At 59.8% G+C, this 19,372-nt stretch carries 17 protein-coding genes; 9 read left to right on the top strand and 8 right to left on the bottom strand.

Annotation, left to right across the window (positions count from 1 at the left end; translation table 11 throughout):
* Positions 1-222 precede the first annotated feature (222 nt).
* From adk to TU84_RS06460, 4 genes are all read left to right on the top strand, one after another.
* Positions 223-870: an adenylate kinase gene (adk, locus tag TU84_RS06475; RefSeq protein WP_048368134.1), complete on the top strand. Its 648-nt coding sequence runs from the start codon at positions 223-225 to the stop codon at positions 868-870.
* Positions 871-965: 95 nt separating this feature from the next.
* Positions 966-1,652, top strand: coding sequence for a tRNA (adenosine(37)-N6)-threonylcarbamoyltransferase complex dimerization subunit type 1 TsaB (gene tsaB, locus TU84_RS06470; RefSeq protein WP_048368133.1), 687 nt, complete (start codon positions 966-968; stop codon positions 1,650-1,652).
* A gap of 172 nt (positions 1,653-1,824) precedes the next feature.
* Entirely contained in the window at positions 1,825-2,121 is a 297-nt protein-coding gene (locus TU84_RS06465; RefSeq protein WP_048368132.1) for a hypothetical protein, read from the top strand.
* Positions 2,122-2,125: 4 nt separating this feature from the next.
* Positions 2,126-2,995 carry a DUF72 domain-containing protein gene (locus TU84_RS06460; RefSeq protein WP_048368131.1) on the top strand — a complete coding sequence of 290 codons (870 nt, stop codon included), beginning with the start codon at positions 2,126-2,128 and terminating at the stop codon, positions 2,993-2,995.
* Here TU84_RS06460 and TU84_RS06455 read toward each other — a convergent pair.
* Positions 2,992-3,612, bottom strand: a complete 621-nt coding sequence (locus TU84_RS06455; RefSeq protein WP_048368129.1) for a hypothetical protein — start codon at positions 3,610-3,612, stop codon at positions 2,992-2,994. The two genes, TU84_RS06460 and TU84_RS06455, sit on opposite strands and share 4 nt — an antisense overlap.
* A gap of 92 nt (positions 3,613-3,704) precedes the next feature.
* Between TU84_RS06455 and TU84_RS06450 the strand changes: the two genes are divergently transcribed.
* On the top strand, positions 3,705-4,487 hold the full coding sequence (locus tag TU84_RS06450) for a class I SAM-dependent methyltransferase (RefSeq protein WP_048368128.1): 783 nt from the start codon (positions 3,705-3,707) through the stop codon (positions 4,485-4,487).
* A gap of 99 nt (positions 4,488-4,586) precedes the next feature.
* Here the strand turns inward: TU84_RS06450 and TU84_RS06445 are convergent, their stop codons facing one another.
* Complete coding sequence (locus tag TU84_RS06445) at positions 4,587-5,225, bottom strand: TetR/AcrR family transcriptional regulator (RefSeq protein WP_048368127.1); 639 nt, start codon at positions 5,223-5,225, stop codon at positions 4,587-4,589.
* A gap of 90 nt (positions 5,226-5,315) precedes the next feature.
* Between TU84_RS06445 and TU84_RS06440 the strand changes: the two genes are divergently transcribed.
* Complete coding sequence (locus tag TU84_RS06440; RefSeq protein WP_048368125.1) at positions 5,316-6,416, top strand: efflux RND transporter periplasmic adaptor subunit; 1,101 nt, start codon at positions 5,316-5,318, stop codon at positions 6,414-6,416.
* Between the two features lie 5 nt (positions 6,417-6,421).
* Complete coding sequence (locus TU84_RS06435) at positions 6,422-9,490, top strand: efflux RND transporter permease subunit (RefSeq protein ID WP_048368124.1); 3,069 nt, start codon at positions 6,422-6,424, stop codon at positions 9,488-9,490.
* 124 nt (positions 9,491-9,614) lie between these two features.
* Here TU84_RS06435 and TU84_RS06430 read toward each other — a convergent pair whose 3' ends face one another.
* Entirely contained in the window at positions 9,615-10,013 is a 399-nt protein-coding gene (locus TU84_RS06430; protein ID WP_048368123.1) for a YbaY family lipoprotein, read from the bottom strand.
* 83 nt (positions 10,014-10,096) lie between these two features.
* Entirely contained in the window at positions 10,097-12,604 is a 2,508-nt protein-coding gene (gene plsB, locus TU84_RS06425) for a glycerol-3-phosphate 1-O-acyltransferase PlsB (protein ID WP_048368121.1), read from the bottom strand.
* Between the two features lie 241 nt (positions 12,605-12,845).
* Here plsB and TU84_RS06420 point away from each other — a divergent pair, with 241 nt between their 5' ends.
* On the top strand, positions 12,846-13,055 hold the full coding sequence (locus tag TU84_RS06420) for a cold-shock protein (RefSeq protein WP_048368120.1): 210 nt from the start codon (positions 12,846-12,848) through the stop codon (positions 13,053-13,055).
* 98 nt (positions 13,056-13,153) lie between these two features.
* Here the strand turns inward: TU84_RS06420 and TU84_RS06415 are convergent, their stop codons facing one another.
* The 4 genes from TU84_RS06415 to TU84_RS06400 all read right to left on the bottom strand — a co-directional run bounded on the left by TU84_RS06415 (position 13,154) and on the right by TU84_RS06400 (position 18,266).
* On the bottom strand, positions 13,154-13,528 hold the full coding sequence (locus TU84_RS06415) for a hypothetical protein (RefSeq protein WP_048368119.1): 375 nt from the start codon (positions 13,526-13,528) through the stop codon (positions 13,154-13,156).
* 79 nt (positions 13,529-13,607) lie between these two features.
* Positions 13,608-14,417 (bottom strand): putative RNA methyltransferase, encoded by an 810-nt coding sequence (locus tag TU84_RS06410; RefSeq protein ID WP_048368118.1) that lies wholly within the window; start codon positions 14,415-14,417, stop codon positions 13,608-13,610.
* Positions 14,417-15,568 carry a succinyl-diaminopimelate desuccinylase gene (gene dapE / locus TU84_RS06405; protein WP_048368117.1) on the bottom strand — a complete coding sequence of 384 codons (1,152 nt, stop codon included), beginning with the start codon at positions 15,566-15,568 and terminating at the stop codon, positions 14,417-14,419. Before dapE ends, TU84_RS06410 begins: the two co-directional genes overlap by 1 nt.
* A gap of 106 nt (positions 15,569-15,674) precedes the next feature.
* Complete coding sequence (locus tag TU84_RS06400; protein WP_048368115.1) at positions 15,675-18,266, bottom strand: glycosyltransferase; 2,592 nt, start codon at positions 18,264-18,266, stop codon at positions 15,675-15,677.
* A gap of 276 nt (positions 18,267-18,542) precedes the next feature.
* Here TU84_RS06400 and tcdA point away from each other — a divergent pair, with 276 nt between their 5' ends.
* Entirely contained in the window at positions 18,543-19,355 is an 813-nt protein-coding gene (tcdA, locus tag TU84_RS06395; protein ID WP_048368114.1) for a tRNA cyclic N6-threonylcarbamoyladenosine(37) synthase TcdA, read from the top strand.
* Positions 19,356-19,372: the final 17 nt, after the last annotated feature.

Below are 19,372 nucleotides of genomic sequence, written 5' to 3'. Positions count from 1 at the left end.
GGCCCCGGCGCGACACTTTTTGCCAGGGTTGCGACCTGTGACACCCGGTCGCAAGGGCTGCTTTAGCAGTGATTATTCCTACTTTGGCCCGCTTGTGTGGTCCGGAACGGCTGTGTATCTTGGTCAGCCCTTTGGCCTGTTTTGCGGCCATTACCCGATTTTGAGATTGGCCCCAAGAGGCGAGTCTGTTGTCATTTAAATAAAAAATTGAGGAGCACATCGATGCGCGTAATTCTGCTGGGAGCTCCCGGGGCCGGTAAAGGTACTCAGGCGAAGTTCATCACTGAAAAATTTGGCATCCCGCAAATCTCCACTGGCGATATGTTGCGTGCTGCGGTCAAGGCTGGCACCGAACTGGGCCAGAAAGCTAAAAGCATCATGGACAGCGGCGGTCTGGTTTCTGACGATCTGATCATCAACTTGGTCAAAGAGCGCATTGCTCAGCCAGATTGCGTCAACGGTTTCCTGTTTGACGGTTTCCCGCGCACCATCCCACAAGCTCAAGCACTGGTCGACAACGGTGTAGAGCTGGATCACGTGGTTGAAATCGCCGTAGAAGACGAAGAAATCGTTCAGCGCATCGCCGGTCGTCGCGTTCACGAAGCGTCGGGCCGCGTTTACCACATCGCGCACAACCCGCCAAAGGTTGAAGGTAAAGACGACGTGACCGGTGAAGACCTGGTTCAGCGTAAAGACGACACCGAAGAAACCGTTCGTCACCGCCTGTCGGTTTACCATTCGCAAACCAAGCCGCTGGTGGATTTCTACCAGAAGCTTGAGTCTGCCCAAGGCAAGCCCAAGTACAGCCACATCGCCGGTGTTGGCTCGGTAGAATCGATCACCGCCAAGGTGCTTGCAGCCCTGAGCTGATAAGTCGATTTTGCTTGGAGACAACAGCCCGCTTGCGGGCTGTTGTTGTTTATACTGCTGCACTTTTTTCAATTTTGATTCTGACGGGAACACCGATGAGCACCTTGCTGGCCCTGGATACCGCGACTGAAGCTTGCTCTGTTGCCTTGCTGCACGATGGCAAGGTCACAAGCCACTACGAGGTGATCCCGCGCCTGCATGCGCAAAAGCTGTTGCCGATGATTAAAGAGCTGCTGGCGCAGGCTGGCGTTGAGCTGTCGGCGGTCGAGGCGATTGCCTTTGGTCGCGGGCCGGGTGCGTTTACCGGTGTGCGCATCGCCATCGGCGTGGTGCAAGGCCTGGCCTTTGCCCTGGAGCGCCCGGTATTGCCGATCTCCAACTTGGCAGCGTTGGCCCAGCGTGCCTATCGCGAGCACGGCGCGACCCAGGTGGCATCGGCCATTGATGCGCGCATGGACGAAGTTTATTGGGGTTGCTACCGCGAGCAGGCCGGTGAAATGCGCCTGCAAGGCGTCGAAGCGGTGTTGCCACCTGAAGCCGCCGCGTTGCCGGACGGCGCCAGCGGTGACTGGTTTGGTGCTGGCACCGGCTGGGGCTATGCCGAGCGCTTGAACGTCAAACCAACAGCGCTGGACGCTGGCATGTTGCCCCATGCTGAAGACTTGCTGACCCTGGCGCGTTTTGCCTGGGCACGCGGCGAAGCCATCCGCGCCGACGATGCGCAGCCGGTGTACCTGCGCGACAAAGTGGCGGCAACCCGCGCTGAGCGTGGTCTTATCTAGCCCAGCTATTATTGGATCGGGTTGTGGGAGCGGGCTTGCTCGCGATTGAATCGGCAAGTTGTAACAGGCATACCGCGTTGCCTGCATCGCGAGCAAGCCCGCTCCCACAGGACTATTTGCTTAGTCGGGCCAACGCCGCTAAATTGCCAATACCGCTACCGAGCTTGCACTTATGCGTATTGACGGCTTTTCCTCCCAGTCTTACCCCATCAAGCGCAAGCCGCGTAAAGGCAAGGTGCAGGTTGATGAGTCGGTAGAAGACAGCCCGGCTGAACTTGAAAACCTGCCGCAAGTCACTCGCCAGGCCTCGTCGGGTGAGCGCATCAGCCAACTGCCGGTGCGTTCCCAGGACATGATTTTCCAGCGCGGCATGAGCAAAAACGCCGCCAGCGCCCTCGCCAGTTACCTGACCACCCAAGGCTTTGTTGATTGGGAAATAGAAGTGATGGGGCTGGACCTGTACATTTGACGGCATGACTGATGCCCAACTGCCTTATTACCTCGGCTGCCCGTCCTGGAGTGAAAACGCCTGGCGCGAAGGCCTATACCCCCAAAATGCCCAACCCACCGAGTTTTTGAGCCTGTACGCGCAGGTGTTCAATACCGTTGAAGGCAACACCACGTTCTATGCCAGCCCCAAGCCCGCCACGGTGGCGCGTTGGGCAAGCAGCATGCCCGAACATTTTCGCTTTACGGCCAAGTTCCCCCGTGAGATCAGCCACGGCGGCGATTTGCGTGAGCAAGGGCAGGCAATCGAAAGCTTCCTGCAGTTGTTAAAGCCACTGGGGCCGCGCGTGGCGCCGTTCTGGCTGCAACTGCCCGCAAGCTTCGGGCCGCAGCGGCTGGCCGAGCTGGTGAGCTTCATCGATGACTTGCAGCGTCCATTGGCCGTTGAGGTGCGTCACCCGGAATTTTTTGCCAAGGGCGATGCCGAGCGCTTGCTCAATCGCGTGTTGATGGAGCGCGGGGGCGAGCGTATTTGCCTTGATCCGCGGGCGCTGTTCAGTTGCGACTCCAGCGACCCGGCGGTGCTGCATGCCCAGTCGAAAAAGCCCAAGGTACCGCCACGACCGGCGGCGTTTACCCAATGCCCGCAAGTGCGCTTTATCGGGCGCCCGGAACTGCAGGCCAATGACCCTTACTTGAAACCCTGGGTGGAGAAAGTCGCTGGCTGGATCGAAGAAGGCCGCAAGCCTTATGTCTTTTTGCACACCCCGGACAACCACCGGGCACCGGAGCTGGCGCGGCGTTTTCATCAGCAGTTGACTGAGCGCTTGCCGGGGCTGCCCGCACTGGCCCACTTGCACACGCCGCAAACCACCGAGCAACTGGGGCTGCTTTAAGCCGCCAGGCGCAGGTTATTGACGATCAATGGGCGCGCCCAGGCGAGGTCAAAGTCCATCGCGTTCTGCTGTTCAATCAAGGTGGCGACGTCGAATGGCTCGGCGGGTTTATCCAGCAGGTCCATTTCAAATTCGGCAATCGGTAAGTGCAAAGGCCGAGGCTCAGGCGCCGGACCCGGCTCGGGCAACGGCTGACCTTGGGCCATGACCAATGGACGAACCCAGGCGTCGTTGAACGCCTGCAGGTGCTGTTGTTCGGCGATGACATCCGGCGGGAAGGGCAGCGCGGTAGGCGGCAGCAAATCCAGCTCGAACTCAGCAATTGGCAAGAACAACGCTTCGGGCGGTTTGATCTCGGTGTCCTGCACGTTGCAATGGCGCTGGGTCACGATGGCGCTCAGGACATCATTGCCGCCGCTGGGCTCGGCATTCTCGTGCGCCGCCGCGAGGGGCATCTCGATGGCCGGGAATTCATCCGTCGCCGACTGCTCTGCCATGGCCTGGGCATAGAAGTCCTTCCACAGGTGATTGACGCTGCCTGTGACTTGCGAATTGTGTCGGCCAAAGTCGCCAATGGGGGCGATAAAGCCGATGGATGCGGAATGAATGTCTGACATAGCTCTCGGTCGACGCCCAGCTCTGGCAAAATGCCGGATATTTCATTTATCGGCAGCGTTTGCCGATCATTAAATTTTTGAGCGTGTTTTAAATGATTGAGCAAGCAGCGGGCAGTCGTATCAAAGTCGAAGCGTTGGACGAGGCTTATCAGGCCCTGGCCGAGCAATGGGCTGAGCGCCTGGGGCTGCCGTTGGACGAGCCGCAGGCTGACTTTGCCTTGCAGATCGGCGACCAGGGGTTGCAGTTGCAACAGCTGGGCCCGGATGCCCCCGGCCCGGTGCGGGTTGATTTTGTGGAAGGCGGCGCAGCTCACCGGCGCTTGTTTGGTGGCGGCACCGGGCAAATGATTGCCAAGGCTGTGGGAATTCAACAGGGCGTACGCCCGCGCGTGCTGGATGCCACGGCGGGGCTGGGCAAGGACGCATTCGTGCTGGCGAGCCTGGGCTGCGAGATGAGCCTGATCGAACGCCAGCCCTTGATCGGCGCCTTGCTGGAAGACGGTTTGGCCCGTGGCCTGGACGACTTTGAGGTGGCGCCGATTGTGTCGCGCATGCACTTGCTCAAAGGCAACTCGATTGAAGTGATGCGCAACTGGGAAGGCGAGCCGCCGCAGGTGATCTACCTCGACCCGATGTTCCCGCACCGAGAGAAAACCGCCCTGGTGAAGAAAGAAATGCGCCTGTTCCGCCCGTTAGTAGGGGATGACAACGACGCACCGGCCTTGCTTGAGGCGGCGTTGGCGCTGGCCACCCACCGCGTGGTGGTCAAACGCCCGCGCAAGGCCCCGTGCATTGCCGGCCCCAAGCCGAGCCACGCGCTGGACGGCAAATCGAGCCGTTACGACATCTACCCGAAGAAGGCGTTGAAGCCTTAAGCGCTATAAATCCCGCTGTAGGAGCGAGCTTGCCTCGCGATCTTTTGATCGTTAAAAAGATCGCGAGGCAAGCTCGCTCCTACAGGGGGTGTGGGCCTTTCAGTTCGCCCGATAAGCCCGCATAAACACTTCGACCACTTCCTGTATATGCGCCTCGGTTTCTTCGTCGGTCAGCACGCCGCCGTAGCCATACAGCAGGCGAAAGTTGGGCGAGCCCTTGAGCATGCAGAAGAAGTGCTCCGCCGCGTAATGCGCACGCTCAATGCGCAGGGTACCGGTGTTGTGAATCTTGTTCAGCAGGCGCTCCATTTCCAGCACCACCCGCTCCGGCCCCGCCTCAAAAAAGATCTGCGACAGCTTCGGGTCCTGGGTGCCCAGGGTCACCATCAATCGATGCAGGTTGAGCGACTCTTCGCTGTTGATCAGCGCCACAAACCCCCGGCCAATGGCGAGCAAGACCGTTTCAATCGGTACGCCGTCGGGCAGTTCAAAAAACAAATCCGGTAACTGTTCAGAGCACTTGGCGAGGATCGCCGAGGAGAACAGCGTCTCTTTGTCGGTGAAATGGCTGTAGACCGTCAGTTTTGAGACCCCCGCCAGGGTCGCGACCGCATCCATGCTGGTGTTGGCATAGCCATGGGTCAGAAACAGGGATTTCGCCGCATCAAGGATGGCCTGGCGTTTTGCCATGTCCTTGGGGCGTCCGAGTGCAGTGGGGGGTAAATGATCGTCAGACATATCCGTTTATTACTGGACTGGTGAGTTTAGTATTAATAACATGCCGTCCAGTATAAATATTCCAAGCCTCATTAGCGAAAGGTCATCCCCATGTTGCGCCATGCCTTGCCCCGCGCTTTGCCTGTCTGTCTGGTGTTTTTGCTGTCTGCGTGTGGGCAGGAGCAGCCCGTCAAAGTCACTGTTAGCCCGGCGCTGGTGGTTCAGCCGCAGCCTTCGGCGTTGGCGATGCAAAGTTATCCGGGCGAGGTGCGGGCACGGTTTGACCCGCAACTGGCGTTCCGCATCGGCGGCAAAGTGACCAAGCGCCTGGTGGATGAAGGCGAGCGGGTCAAGGCGAATCAGCCGCTGGCAGAACTCGACCCGCAAGACGTACGGCTACAACTGGATGCCACCCGCGCGCAAGTCACGGCGGGGCAGGCCAATTTGAATCTGGTGCGTGCCGAGCGTGATCGCTACAAAACCTTGCTCGACCGCCAGATGGTCAGCCGTTCGCAGTTCGACAATGCCGAAAACCTCTACCGCGCCGGTGAAGCCAAGCTCCAGCAGCTTAAGGCCGAGCAGGACGTGGCCAGCAATCAGGCCAGTTATGCCGTGTTGCGCGCGCCACAAGACGGCGTGATCGCTCAGCGTCAGGTAGAAGTGGGGCAAGTGGTGGCCGCCGGTCAAACCGTGTTTACCCTGGCCGCCGATGGCGAGCGTGAGGTGCTCATCAGCTTGCCGGAACAAGCCTTTGGCCGTTTCAAGATCGGCCTGCCGGTTGAGGTTGAACTGTGGTCGCAGCCGGGCCAGCGCTTCAGCGGGCGGATTCGTGAGCTGTCGCCGTCTGCTGATCCAAAATCGCGCACTTTCGCCGCCCGAATCGCTTTCACCGAAGGCAAAGTCCCTGCCGAGCTGGGCCAAAGTGCCCGGGTTTTTATCCCGAGCGAAGGGGTGAGCCCCTTGTCGGTGCCGCTCTCGGCCCTGACCGCAGAAAACGGCGCGACCTATGTGTGGCGCGTTGGCCAGGGCAACAAACTGGAGCAGGTGCCTGTGCGGGTCGGACCGTTTGGCGAGAACAGCGTGCCGGTGCTCGAAGGGCTCAAGGCCAATGACTGGATTGTCTCGGCTGGCGTGCACGTGCTGCATCAGGGGCAGGAGGTACGACCTATTGATCGTTCCAACCGAACGATCAATGTCGCGGTGAAGGAGTAATCCAGATGGGTTTCAACCTTTCCGCCTGGGCGCTGCGCAACCGCCAGATCGTGCTGTTTTTGATGCTGTTGCTGGCTGTGGTTGGTGCGCTTTCTTATACCAAGTTGGGACAAAGCGAAGACCCGCCGTTCACCTTCAAGGCCATGGTCATTCGTACGTTGTGGCCGGGTGCGACCGCCGAAGAAGTGTCGCGTCAGGTCACCGAGCGCATCGAAAAGAAGCTGATGGAGACCGGCGAATACGAGCGCATTGTTTCGTTTTCCCGGCCTGGCGAATCGCAAGTGACCTTTATGGCCCGCGACTCGATGGACTCTTCGCACATCCCGGACCTGTGGTATCAGGTGCGCAAAAAAATCAGCGACATTCGCCATACCTTGCCGCCTGACGTGCAGGGGCCGTTTTTCAACGATGAATTCGGCACCACCTTCGGCAATATCTACAGCCTGAGTGGCGAAGGTTACGACTACGCGGTGCTCAAAGACTACGCCGACCGCATCCAGATTCAGCTGCAACGGGTCAAGGATGTGGGCAAGGTGGAGTTGCTCGGCCTGCAAGATGAAAAGATCTGGATCGAACTGTCCAACCTGAAACTGGCGACCTTGGGCTTGCCGTTGGCGGCGGTGCAACAAGCGCTTCAAGAACAGAACGCGGTATCGACCGCAGGTTTTTTTGAGACCCCGACCGAGCGCGTGCAATTGCGCGTTAGCGGTAATTTCAAAACCGTTGAAGAGATCGAACGCTTCCCGATTCGGGTGGGTGAGCGCACGTTGCGCATCAGCGACGTGGCCGATGTGCGCCGTGGGTTCAATGATCCACCAGCACCGCGCATGCGCTTTATGGGTCAGGACGCTATTGGCCTGGCCGTGGCGATGAAAGACGGCGGCGACATTCTGGTGCTGGGCAAAGCCCTCGAAGTCGAATTTGAGCGTCTACAACGCAACCTACCGGCCGGCATGAAACTGGCCAAGGTGTCGGATCAGCCGGCTGCGGTAAAAACCAGCGTCGGTGAGTTCGTTCAGGTGCTGGTGGAGGCTTTGGCGATCGTGTTGCTGGTGAGTTTCTTCTCGCTGGGCGTGCGCACCGGCATGGTGGTGGCCCTGACCATCCCGCTGGTGCTGGCGATGACATTCGCCGCCATGCATTACTTCGGCATTGGCCTGCACAAGATCTCGCTGGGTGCGCTGGTGCTGGCGCTGGGCCTGCTAGTGGACGACGCGATCATTGCCGTTGAAATGATGGCGATCAAGATGGAGCAGGGCTACGACCGGCTCAAGGCGGCGAGTTTTGCCTGGACCAGTACCGCGTTCCCCATGCTCACCGGCACGCTGATCACAGCGGCGGGCTTTTTGCCGATTGCCATGGCGCAGTCGAGCACCGGTGAGTACACCCGCTCGATTTTCCAGGTGGTCACCATCGCACTCTTGGCATCGTGGATTGCTGCCGTGGTGTTCGTGCCGTATCTGGGCGCGTTGCTGTTGCCGGATCTGGCCAAGCTGCATGCCGCCAAACACGGCACCGGCGCGGGCGCTCCGGACCCGTATGGCACACCGTTTTATCAGCGCATTCGACGTTTGGTGGAGTGGTGCGTACGCCGCCGCAAAACCGTGATCGCGCTGACCGTGCTGCTGTTTTTGGGCTCGGTGGTGCTGTTCAAGTTTGTCCCGCAGCAGTTCTTTCCGGCCTCCAGCCGCTTTGAACTGATGGTCGATCTGAAGCTGGCCGAAGGGGCTTCGCTGAGCAACACCACGGAACAGGTCAAACGCCTGGAAAACCTGCTCAAGGATCACCCCGGCATCGAGAACTACGTGGCCTACGCGGGTACCGGTTCGCCGCGCTTTTACTTGCCGCTGGACCAGCAGTTGCCGGCCGCCAGCTTTGCCCAGTTTGTGGTGCTGGCCAAGACCATTGAAGACCGCGAAAGCCTGCGCACCTGGCTGATCGATACCCTGAACGAGCAGTTCCCCACGGTGCGGGCGCGGGTCACCCGTCTGGAAAACGGCCCGCCTGTGGGGTATCCGGTGCAGTTCCGGGTGACCGGCGAACACATCGAAGAAGTCCGGGCGCTGGCGCGTAAAGCGGCGGCCAAGGTGCGCGAAAATCCGCACGTGGTAAACGTGCACCTGGACTGGGAAGAACCGAGCAAGGTGGTGTACCTCAATGTCGATCAGGACCGGGCGCGGGCGCTGGGCGTGAGCACCGCCAACCTGTCGCGGTTTCTGCAAAGCACCTTGCTGGGCTCGACCGTCAGCCAGTACCGCGAAGACAACGAGTTGATCGAGATCCTGCTGCGCGGCACCCCTCAGGAGCGGACCGAGTTGTCGTTGCTGCCGAGTTTGTCGGTGCCCACCGACAACGGTCAGAGCGTTGCCTTGTCGCAAATCGCGACGCTGGAATATGGCTTTGAAGAAGGCATCATCTGGCACCGCAACCGCTTGCCGACAGTCACCGTGCGCGCTGACATCTACGGCAAGGAGCAACCGGCCACTTTGGTACAGCAGATTTTGCCGACCCTGGAAGGGGTTCGCGCTGAACTGCCGGATGGCTATTTGCTTGAAGTGGGCGGCACCGTGGAAGACTCCACCCGCGGCCAGGATTCGGTGAAAGCCGGCGTGCCGCTGTTTATCGTGGTGGTGCTGACGTTGCTGATGGTGCAACTGCGCAGCTTCTCGCGCATGGCGATGGTGTTTTTGACCGCGCCGCTGGGGTTGATCGGTGTGACCCTGTTTTTGCTGGTGTTCAACAAGCCATTTGGCTTTGTGGCGATGCTCGGCACCATCGCTTTGTCGGGGATGATCATGCGTAACTCGGTGATCCTCGTGGACCAGATCGAGCAGGACAAGGCGGCGGGGCTGGCCCCGTGGCAGGCGATTATTGAGGCGACAGTGCGGCGGTTCCGACCGATTGTGCTGACCGCTCTGGCGGCGGTGCTGGCGATGATTCCGCTGTCACGCAGCGTGTTCTTCGGCCCGATGGCGGTGGCGATTATGGGCGGCCTGATCGTGGCCACGGCTTTGACGCTGCTGTTCTTGCCAGCGCTGTATGCCGCGTGGTTCAGGGTGAAAAAGCCTGAGTGAGGGCTAAAGAACCTGTGGGAGCGGGCTTGCTCGCGATGCTGGCGGTGCGGTGGTTCTGCATGTCCGCGTTGCTGCCATCGCGAGCAAGCCCGCTCCCACAGAGGAGTCAGCAGGTGATGTTGGCTTAACGCACCTGATCGACGCGCAAGCGAATCGGTTGCAGTGATTTGGCGTTCAGGTCAACGCTGTTGCGTTCGGTGCTGATAAACAGCAGTTTGCCGTCTTCTTCGATCCGCGCGCTCACCGCATAGGTGTGCCCTGGTTTGACGTCTGCGGGATCATAGGTGAGGTGGAACGGCAGTGGCACCTGGCCTTTGATGGTGCCGCTTTGCTTGGCCAGGGTCACGGCCGGGGCGTCGGCCAGCGACACGTCTTGCAGGCTCACTTCAAGGGTGGCGGTGGGCGGCAGGGCGATGCGTTGCAGGTAAAACACTTCGCCGTCGAGGGTGGCTTGCGGGGTGGAGTTCATCGAGCTGCAGGCTCCGAGCAAGGCCGTGAGGCTGAGTAAAAGGATTTTTTTCATGGCAGTTTCCAAAGGATTAACAGAATAAAGTCGCCGATGTGTACACCCGGCCAATCACTGCATGAGTGGCCGGGTGTTCTTGGTTAAGGCGTTTTTTCGAGCGGCGGTGGTGGTTGGTCTTGTGCATCTTCACTGCGATGCAGTGCCACCTGGCGGATCGACAGGCGAATCTCAGGCGGCAGCACGCGTTTAGCCGCGCCTTCGGCCAGTTCACCCAGCACTTCACGATAGCTCAGCTTGCCGTTGGCATCGCGGCGCAACACGTCTTGCTCCAGCAATGTCTCGATAAAGTGACGGAACAGGCTCTTGTCGAAAAACTCGGGGGCGTTGAGCCCGTGCAGGATCGACAGGCGCTGGGCCATCATCGTGCACAGGTCTTCCAGTTCTTCACTGCTCAATGTGTTCTGGCCGCTGTTAAGCAGCAGCGAGATGGCCATGTAGAAGCGCTGCAAGGTTTGCGCAATGCTCTTGGACAGCAGCGTCAGCAGCACAAAGTGCCGTGAGCTGGGGGCCGGGCGCAGGTAAATGTCGTTTTCGAAGCGCAGCAACCCTTGCTCGACAAAGGCTTCAAGCCATTGATCAACCACACCGTCGAGCTCGTCCAGTGACCAGCGGATAAACAGCTCCGATTGCAGGTACGGGTAGAGTGCGCGGGTGTAGCGCAGGATTTGCTCGCGGGTCATGCGTGACGAGCTTTGGAAGAAACTGGCCAGCAAGGCGGGCAGGGCAAAGATGTGCAGCACGTTGTTGCGGTAGTACGTCATCAATACCGCGTTCTGCTCATCCAGATAGAGGATTTTGCCCAGCGCGTCACTTTGCTCAGACAGCAAATCCATGGCTTTGACGTGTTCGATCAAGGCCTGGCCATCGCCGTCGGGCAGGGTGGTGTGCGGCGAGTAAGGCACACGCCGCAGCAACGCCAGGTACAGGTCCAGCACCCGCGCCATCGCCCGGTCGTCGAGTGCCAGTTTGCTGGTCGACAACAAGGCCAGCGCCACCAGGTTGACCGGATTGATCGCCGCCGCTTCGTTGAGGTGCCGGGCGACTTTCTCGCCCAGGCGGTTGGTGGTGGCATTCAACCAGTCAGGCCGGTACAGCGGTGCCAGCTCTTGCTTGCGCCAGTCGGGTTGTTCCTGGTCGAGAAACTCCGCCAGTTTGATCGGCTCGCCAAAGTTGACTGCCACCTGGCCAAACTTCTGTTTCAGAGCGCCGATGACTTTGAAGATGTCGAAAATCGATTCTTTTTTCTTGCTCGCGCCGCGCAGTTCGCCCAGGTACGTGCGGCCTTCGAGTACGCGCTCGTAGCCGATGTACACCGGGACAAAGACGATGGGGGTGCGTGAAGAACGCAAGAAGCTGCGCAGGGTGATGGCCAGCATCCCGGTTTTCGGTTGCAGCATGCGCCCGGTGCGCGAACGCCCGCCTTCCACGAAGTACTCCACCGGGAAGCCTTTGGTGAACAGGGTGTGCATGTACTCATTAAACACCGAGGTGTACAGCGGGTTGCCCTTGAACGTGCGGCGCATGAAAAACGCCCCGCCGCGCCGTAGCAGCGGGCCGATCACCGGCATGTTGAGGTTGATCCCGGCGGCAATGTGCGGCGGGGTCAGGCCGTTGCGAAACAGCAAGTAGGACAGCAGCAGGTAGTCAATGTGGCTGCGGTGACACGGTACGTAGATGATCTCGTGGCCTTGGGCGACGTCTTGCACGCCCTTGATGTCGTTGACTTTGACGCCGTCGTAAATCTTGTTCCAGAACCAGCTCAGGATCACTTCAAAGAAGCGGATGGCGGTGTAGGTGTAGTCCGAGGCTATTTCATTGGCGTAGCGCAGGGCCTGGGCCTTGGCTTTTTCCGGGGAAATATTCTCGCGCTGGGCCTCATCGAGGATGGCCTGACGAACCGCGGGCTCATTGACCAGGCCTTTGACCAGCGTGCGCCGGTGCGAGAGGTCGGGGCCGATGGTGGAGATTTTAAGGTTACGAAAATGCACACGCAAAATGCGTTGGGCCATGCGCACCGTACGCTCGTGACCTTTGTTGAGGTCGATCAGCTCGCGTAAATGGATCGGCGCAGAGAACTGCACACGGGTTTTTCGACCCAGAATCAGAATGCGTAACAGCCGGCGTAGACGCCCGGTAACCGCCCAGCTGTCGGCAAACAGCAGCTTCCATGGGCTGGACTCGCTGTCGGGTGATTGGCCCCAGAACACGCTGACCGGAATGATTTGTGCATCCTCAGTCGGGTTGTGGGTCAAGCCATCGACCAGACGGGTCAACGTGGGCGGCGCGCCGCGTTTGTCCTGACGGCCGAGCCAATCGGGCTCGGGGGTCAGGTAAAAGAACGCAGCGGGTTCGGTCATGGCCCCGACGGCAACGGGCAACACCGGGCGTGGCAGACCCACTTTGGTGCACTCGGCATCGACCACCGCCAGTTCGGTGATCGACGGCGATTGCAGGACGTAGAACACCGGTCGGCTGCGGTCCAGGCTCAGCGCCAGGGAGGACTGGTTAATAGTCTCCGAACGTACCCACAGGTACAGCAAGCGACGCAGGGCGCCAAAGACGAGACGGTGGAATGGGGAGCGGGTCATACGGCTTCTGCGTTAGTGGATTAAAACGAGTGTTTACTCGGGTTGGTAGTGTGCCGTATCTCTGGAAAATCGGCAAAAAAGCAGCGAACTAATATTGATTGAGTGTTCTTCGCGCTGACATATACTCGACCCTCTTTCGCCTTATGGCGTAAGACAAGGTCTTGGAAAGTTAAGTTCGAGTAAAAGTTCTTGGCGGGCCAACCAATGCGCCCATTCAAAAAATAAAAAGGGGGAAGGATCTATGAGCACACGTTTGACTGGCAATGTGAAATGGTTCAACGACGCCAAAGGCTACGGTTTTATCCAGAGTGAAAGCGAGGGTGATGTGTTTGTGCATTACCGCGCGATTCGCGGTGAAGGCCATCGTTCCTTGACCGAAGGCCAGCAGGTTGAATACACCCGCGTGTCCGGTAACAAAGGGTTTCAGGCAGAAGACGTGGTAGGGCTGTAACCCCACAAAACGTGTAGGAGCGAGCTTGCCTCGCGATCTTTTGATCCTTTAAAAAGATCGGGAGGCAAGCTCGCTCCTGCAGGGTATTGCTGTATGGATCAGGACGTGCGCCAGATGATTTCTTCTTCGCCGTCTGCGCTGACGCGGATCCAGCGGTCGGCGTCTTCTTCGCCTTCTTCTTCAATCCAGGTGCCCGGCGCGCAACGGACTTCTACGTTCAATGCCGTGAAGGCGTCACGGGCGCAGGCGATGTCGTCGTCCCACGGTGTTTGGTCGCTTTCCAAGTACAAACTGTGCCATTTGCCCACGGCCTTTGGCGTCCAGGTCACCGGGACTTTGCCAGCGGTGCATTTCCATAGCTGGCCTTTTTGCTTCCACTCCGTGCATCCGCCTAGCGCCTTGGATAACCAGTCGACGATTTCTTTGTGGGTGAGCGGTTCCTTCAGGTAAATCTCAATATCGGGCTGGCGCATGGATGGTCCTCACTCGTGTCTGAAAAATCCATTCGCGGATTCGTCGGGCCTGCCGCTGGGGTGGCAGGCCGTAAAAGGGTTATTGAAGCACGAAATAATCGTAACGCATGGACACGGTCACCTTTAAAGGCTCCGGGTCTTCGATGACCTGTGCCCGGCGTTCGGCACTGGCGCGCCAGCCGTGCGGGGTCATGGCCAACAAGTTGGCGCGGTCCTGGGGCTCGCTCAGGCTTAAGGTGAACTCCAGTGTTTCACTGTGTTGCAACTGCATGCCGTCCGGCACCAGGGCCAAGTGTTTGTCGTCGCTGTAGTCGCGTACCTCGTCATAGAGCCGCTCACGCAGCTCCATCAGGTGGCCACGGGTCGGCCCTACGCGCATCAAACCGCCGCCGGGGCTGAGCAAACGCTTGGCTTCAAGCCAGTCGAGCGGGCTGAATACGCTGGCAAGGAACTGGCAGCTGGCATCAGCCATCGGCACCCGCGCCATGCTGGCGACCAGCCAGTTCAGGTTCGGGTTGCGCTTGCAGGCGCGCTTGACCGCTTCACGGGAGATGTCCAGGGCGTAACCGTCGGCATTGGGCAAGGCGTCGGCGATTTGCGCGGTGTAGTAGCCCTCGCCACAGCCGATGTCGAGCCAGCGCTGCGGGGCGCGCTCGGCGGCCAGTTCGGCCAGACGCTTGGCAACCGGTGCATAGTGGCCTGCGTTGAGGAAATCGCGGCGGGCTTCAACCATGGCCTGGTTGTCACCAGGGTCGCGGCTGTTTTTGTGCTGCACCGGCAACAGGTTCAAATAACCCTGGCGGGCACGGTCAAAGCGATGGCCCGCGGGGCAGGCCACGCCATTGTCGAGCGCCGCCAGCGGCGCTGCGCAAATAGGGCAAGCGAGCATCAGGCGAGCAACTTGATCAGGGTGTGGTAGTAGATCTCGGTCAGCACGTCGAGATCGCTGGCCAGTACCCGCTCGTTGACCTGGTGGATCGTCGCGTTGACCGGGCCCAGTTCAACCACTTGCGTGCCCAAGGTGGCGATAAAACGCCCGTCCGAGGTGCCGCCGCTGGTGGAGGCTTTGGTTTCGCGGCCGGTGACCTGTTTGATGCTCGACGATACGGCGTCCAGCAGGGCGCCCGGCTCGGTCAGGAACGGCAGGCCGGACAGCGCCCACTCGATGTGCCAGTCCAGGCCGTACTTGTCGAGGATGTCAGCGACGCGCTGCTGCAAGCCTTCAACGGTGGACTCGGTAGAGAAGCGGAAGTTGAAAACCGCCACCAGATCACCGGGGATCACGTTGGTCGCGCCGGTGCCCGAGTTGAGGTTGGAGATCTGGAAGCTGGTCGGCGGGAAGAACGCGTTGCCGTCATCCCAGTGCTCGGCGGCCAGTTCAGCCAGCGCCGGTGCCGCCAGGTGGATCGGGTTCTTGGCCAGATGCGGGTAGGCAACGTGACCCTGAACACCGCGAACGGTGAGCTTGGCGCCCAGCGAGCCGCGACGGCCGTTTTTCACCACGTCACCGACCAGGGTGGTGCTCGATGGTTCGCCAACGATGCACCAGTCCAGACGCTCGTTGCGCGCGGCAAAACGCTCGACTACCGCCTTGGTGCCGTGGTGGGCCGGGCCTTCTTCGTCGCTGGTGATCAGAAACGCAACCGAACCCTTGTGGTCCGGGTAGTCCGTAACAAAGCGCTCAGCGGCGACCAGCATGGCCGCGAGGCTGCCCTTCATGTCGGCGGCGCCGCGTCCGCAGAGCATGCCGTGTTCGTCGATCACTGCGTCAAACGGGTCGTTCTGCCAGGCGTGCACCGGGCCGGTCGGCACCACGTCGGTGTGGCCGGCGAAGCACAGCACCGGGCCTTCGTGTTTGCCGTGGGTGGCCCAGAAGTTATCAACGTCTTCGATGCGCATCGGTTCCAGCTTGAAGCCGGCATCACCCAGGCGTTGCATCATCAGCTTCTGGCAGTCGGCGTCGATCGGCGTCACAGAAGGGCGACGGATCAGATCGCAGGCAAGTTGCAGGGTCGGCGAAAGGTCGGCATGGGCCGTCATGATAGGGACTCCGAAGCGGGACAAGTGCGGGCGGCACGGCACAAAAGGGCGGTTATCTTAAAGCAAAACGGCGGCCAGAGGCCGCCGTTTAGAGGTTGCGTGCAATTTATGCCGCGGGTTGCTCCTGCTCGGCTTCAACAGGCTTGGGCAGGGACGAGGTGAAGGCCATGATCAGCGCCGCCAGATACGGCAGCGATTGCACCATCAGCATCACCACCCAGAAGCGCATGTCGTTGCTCGGCAGGCCCTGGACCAGGAAGATCCCGAGCGCTGCACCCCACAGCAACAGCATGATGAAGACTTCTTCGCGGGCTTCCGAAATGGCCACCCAAAAGCCGTGGTTGTCGGCGTTTTTAGGCGTACGGAAGAACGGAATGCTGGTGGTGAAGAAGCCGTACAGCACCGCTTTGGCAATGGTGTGTGACAACGCCAGGCCTGCCAGGGCTGCGGCAAACGCGTCCTTGAGGTTAACCCCCACGGCGCGGCGGTACAGGAAGATGATCTTGCCGACCTTGAACACAAACAGCGCCAACGGCGGGATGGCGAAAATCAGCAACGGCGGGTCAACCCGCGTCGGCACAATAATCATCGCCGCCGACCACAGCAGGGCGCCCACGGTGAAGAAAATATTCATGCCGTCAGCCACCCACGGCAACCAGCCCGCGAGGAAGTGATAACGCTGGCCGCGGGTCAACTCGGTGTTTTTGCCCAGCAGCAGGCTCGACGCGTGACGCTTGATGATCTGAATCGCCCCATAGGCCCAGCGGAAGCGCTGTTTCTTGAAGTCGATAAAGGTATCGGGCATCAGCCCCTTGCCGTAGCTGTTGTGGGAATAGGCTGCGGAATAGCCTTTTTCGAACACGCGCAGGCCCAGCTCGGCGTCTTCACAGATGCACCAGTCAGCCCAGCCCAGTTCTTCGAGCACCGAGCGACGGGTCATGGTCATGGTGCCGTGCTGAATGATCGCGTCACGGTCGTTGCGGGTCACCATGCCAATGTGGAAGAAGCCTTTGTATTCCGAGTAGCAGAGCTTCTTGAAGGTGCTTTCGCTGTGATCGCGGTAGTCTTGTGGCGACTGCACGATGGCGATTTTAGGGTCGGCAAAGTGCGGCACCATGTGCTTGAGCCAGTTGCGATCGACGCAGTAATCGGAGTCGATGACCGCGATCACTTCGGCGTCTGGCGCGGTGTGCGGGATCAAGTAGTTCAGCGCGCCGCCCTTGAAGCCGGCCAGCGGTGCCACATGGAAAAACTTGAAGCGCGGGCCCAGGGTGGCGCAGTAGTCACGCACCGGTTCCCACACCGCCGGGTCTTTGGTGTTGTTGTCGATCAGCAACACTTCGAAGTCCGGGTAGTCGAGGTTGGCCAGCGCGTTAAGCGTCTGTTTGACCATCTCTGGCGGCTCGTTGTAACACGGCACATGAATCGAGACTTTCGGGCGGTAGGCATCGTCGCTTTCGACCGGTAAAAACTCCCGGCGACGCTTGCGAATCCAGACCGCTTCAGCCAGTTCATGGGCCTCGGTGAGCAGCACAATAAACACCCCGAGCGCGCCCAGCCCGAGCAGGAAGCCCACCGTCAGGCTGAACCAGGTGCTGTATTGCTGGCTGTAGTCGTAGCCGATCCATACCAGCGCCGAACCACACAGGAACGCAGTGAAGGTCAGGAAGGTGCGGCCACGTTGACGCAAGGCCGAGCCGTCGATCAGCAGCAAGGCCAGCGACAGCAAGCCCATCACCACCGAGCCAATGGCCAGTACGCGCCACTGCGGGATGGCAACCACCGGGCCTTCAAAGTTGAATTTTTGCTGGCGGGCCGCGTTGAATACACCCCAGTACGCGCCTACCGAACCTTCATCGCTGGCCTTCCACGGCTGGTCGAAGGCTTCGATCACGAAGTAGTTGTAGCCGCGACGGTTCAGGTTGTTGACCAGCGTACGCAGGTAAATCGCCTGGTCAGCCGGTGACGCGTCGGCGCCACCGCGCATGCGGCCGTTGCTCGGCCAGCCGACCTCGGAGAGCAGTAGCGGTTTTTTCGGGAAGAGCTTTTTCAGGTCGCGGGCGCGGTCCAGAACAAACTGGCCAGCTTTGTCGACCGGGATAAATTCCCAGTACGGCAGGATGTGCGCGGCGATCAGGTCAACGTGCTTGGCCAGTTGCGGGTATTTCTCCCAAATGTGCCATTGCTCAGACGTTGTCACCGGGACTTTAACTGCGGCCCGCACCCGGTCCAGCAGCACGGCGAGGTCTTCGGGGGTGATCTCTTCGCGAAACAGCGCTTCGTTACCGACCACGACCCGTACGACGCTGCGCGAGTTATTGGCCAGTTCGATGGCTTTTTGAATTTCGCGCTCGTTGCGCTCCAGATCAGGGCTGATCCAGATGCCGAGGGTCACCCGCAGACCGAACTCTTCCGCCAGCTTGGGGATGTCGCCCAAGGTGCCGTCGACCGAGTAGGTACGAATGTTGTCGGTCAGTTTGCTCATGATCTCCAGGTCGCGACGCATTTCATCGTCGGTCGGGTACTGGTCCTTTTGCGGGTACTGGCCTTGTTGAAACGGCGAGTACGAAAAACCGGAGATCTGATCAGGCCAGTTGGGGGCGGATACCGGGCGGTTAATCAGCGCCCAGAAGCCTGTGAAGAGGGCAGCGATGGCCAGCACGACCACCAGGTTGAGTCCAAATTTACGCGATGACATAACGTTTTCGGGTTCCAAAAGGAGTGGAACGAAGATCGATCGGCAGGTGCCAAACGGCGCGCATCCTACACTGCGCTCTGACCTACCGTACAGCGCACGGAATCAGGTCGCGCATTGGGCAGCTAGAGCACTCTTAAGTTCTTTCTTTGTTGCTTGTAGCTCTTGTCTTGTTAACTAGTGGGTCATTAAAGCAGTGTTGGTCGCATAGAGCTTGGTAAAGATACTCAACGGCCCGCATGCCCCCTATAATGCGCGCCGGTTTTTGGGGTGTTGGTGATGAGTACAGAAGATCCACGGTTTGCCGGCGTCGCCCGGTTATATGGGCTGCAAGGCCTGGAACGACTGCGTGCAGCGCACGTGGCAATTGTGGGCGTGGGCGGTGTCGGCTCGTGGGCGGCCGAGGCCATTGCCCGCTGCGGCGTCGGCGAAATCTCGTTGTTCGACCTCGATGACGTGTGCGTCAGCAACAGCAACCGCCAGTTGCACGCGCTGAGCTCGACCATTGGTCGGGACAAAGTCGAAGTGATGGCGGAGCGCCTGCGCGAGATCAACCCGGAGTGCACCGTGCATGCGGTGGCGGATTTCGTGACCCGCGAAACCATGGCTGAATACATCACCCCGAACATTGACTGCGTGATCGACTGTATCGACAGCGTCAATGCCAAGGCGGCGCTGATTGCCTGGTGCAAGCGGCGCAAGATCCAGATCATCACCACGGGCGGTGCGGGCGGGCAAATTGACCCGACCCTGATTCAGGTCTGCGACTTGAACCGGACCTTTAATGATCCGCTGGCCTCGAAAGTGCGTTCTACCTTGCGCCGCGATTACGGCTTTTCGCGCACAGTGACCCGTCATTACAGCGTGCCGTGCGTGTTTTCGACCGAGCAACTGCGCTATCCCAAGCCTGACGGCAGCATTTGCCTGCAGAAGAGTTTTGTCGGCGATGGCGTGAAGCTCGATTGCGCTGGCGGTTTTGGTGCCGTGATGATGGTTACCGCGACCTTCGGCATGGTCGCGGCCACCAAGGCCGTGGACAAGATCGTGGCGGGCGTGCGCCGACCTTCAGAGAAGGTCAAGGCCAAACCCTGAGTTGTAGGAGCGAGCTT

The sequence above is a fragment of the Pseudomonas helleri genome (assembly GCF_001043025.1).
Taxonomy (GTDB): domain Bacteria; phylum Pseudomonadota; class Gammaproteobacteria; order Pseudomonadales; family Pseudomonadaceae; genus Aquipseudomonas; species Aquipseudomonas helleri.
This window is presented reverse-complemented; position numbering and strand designations above follow the sequence as displayed.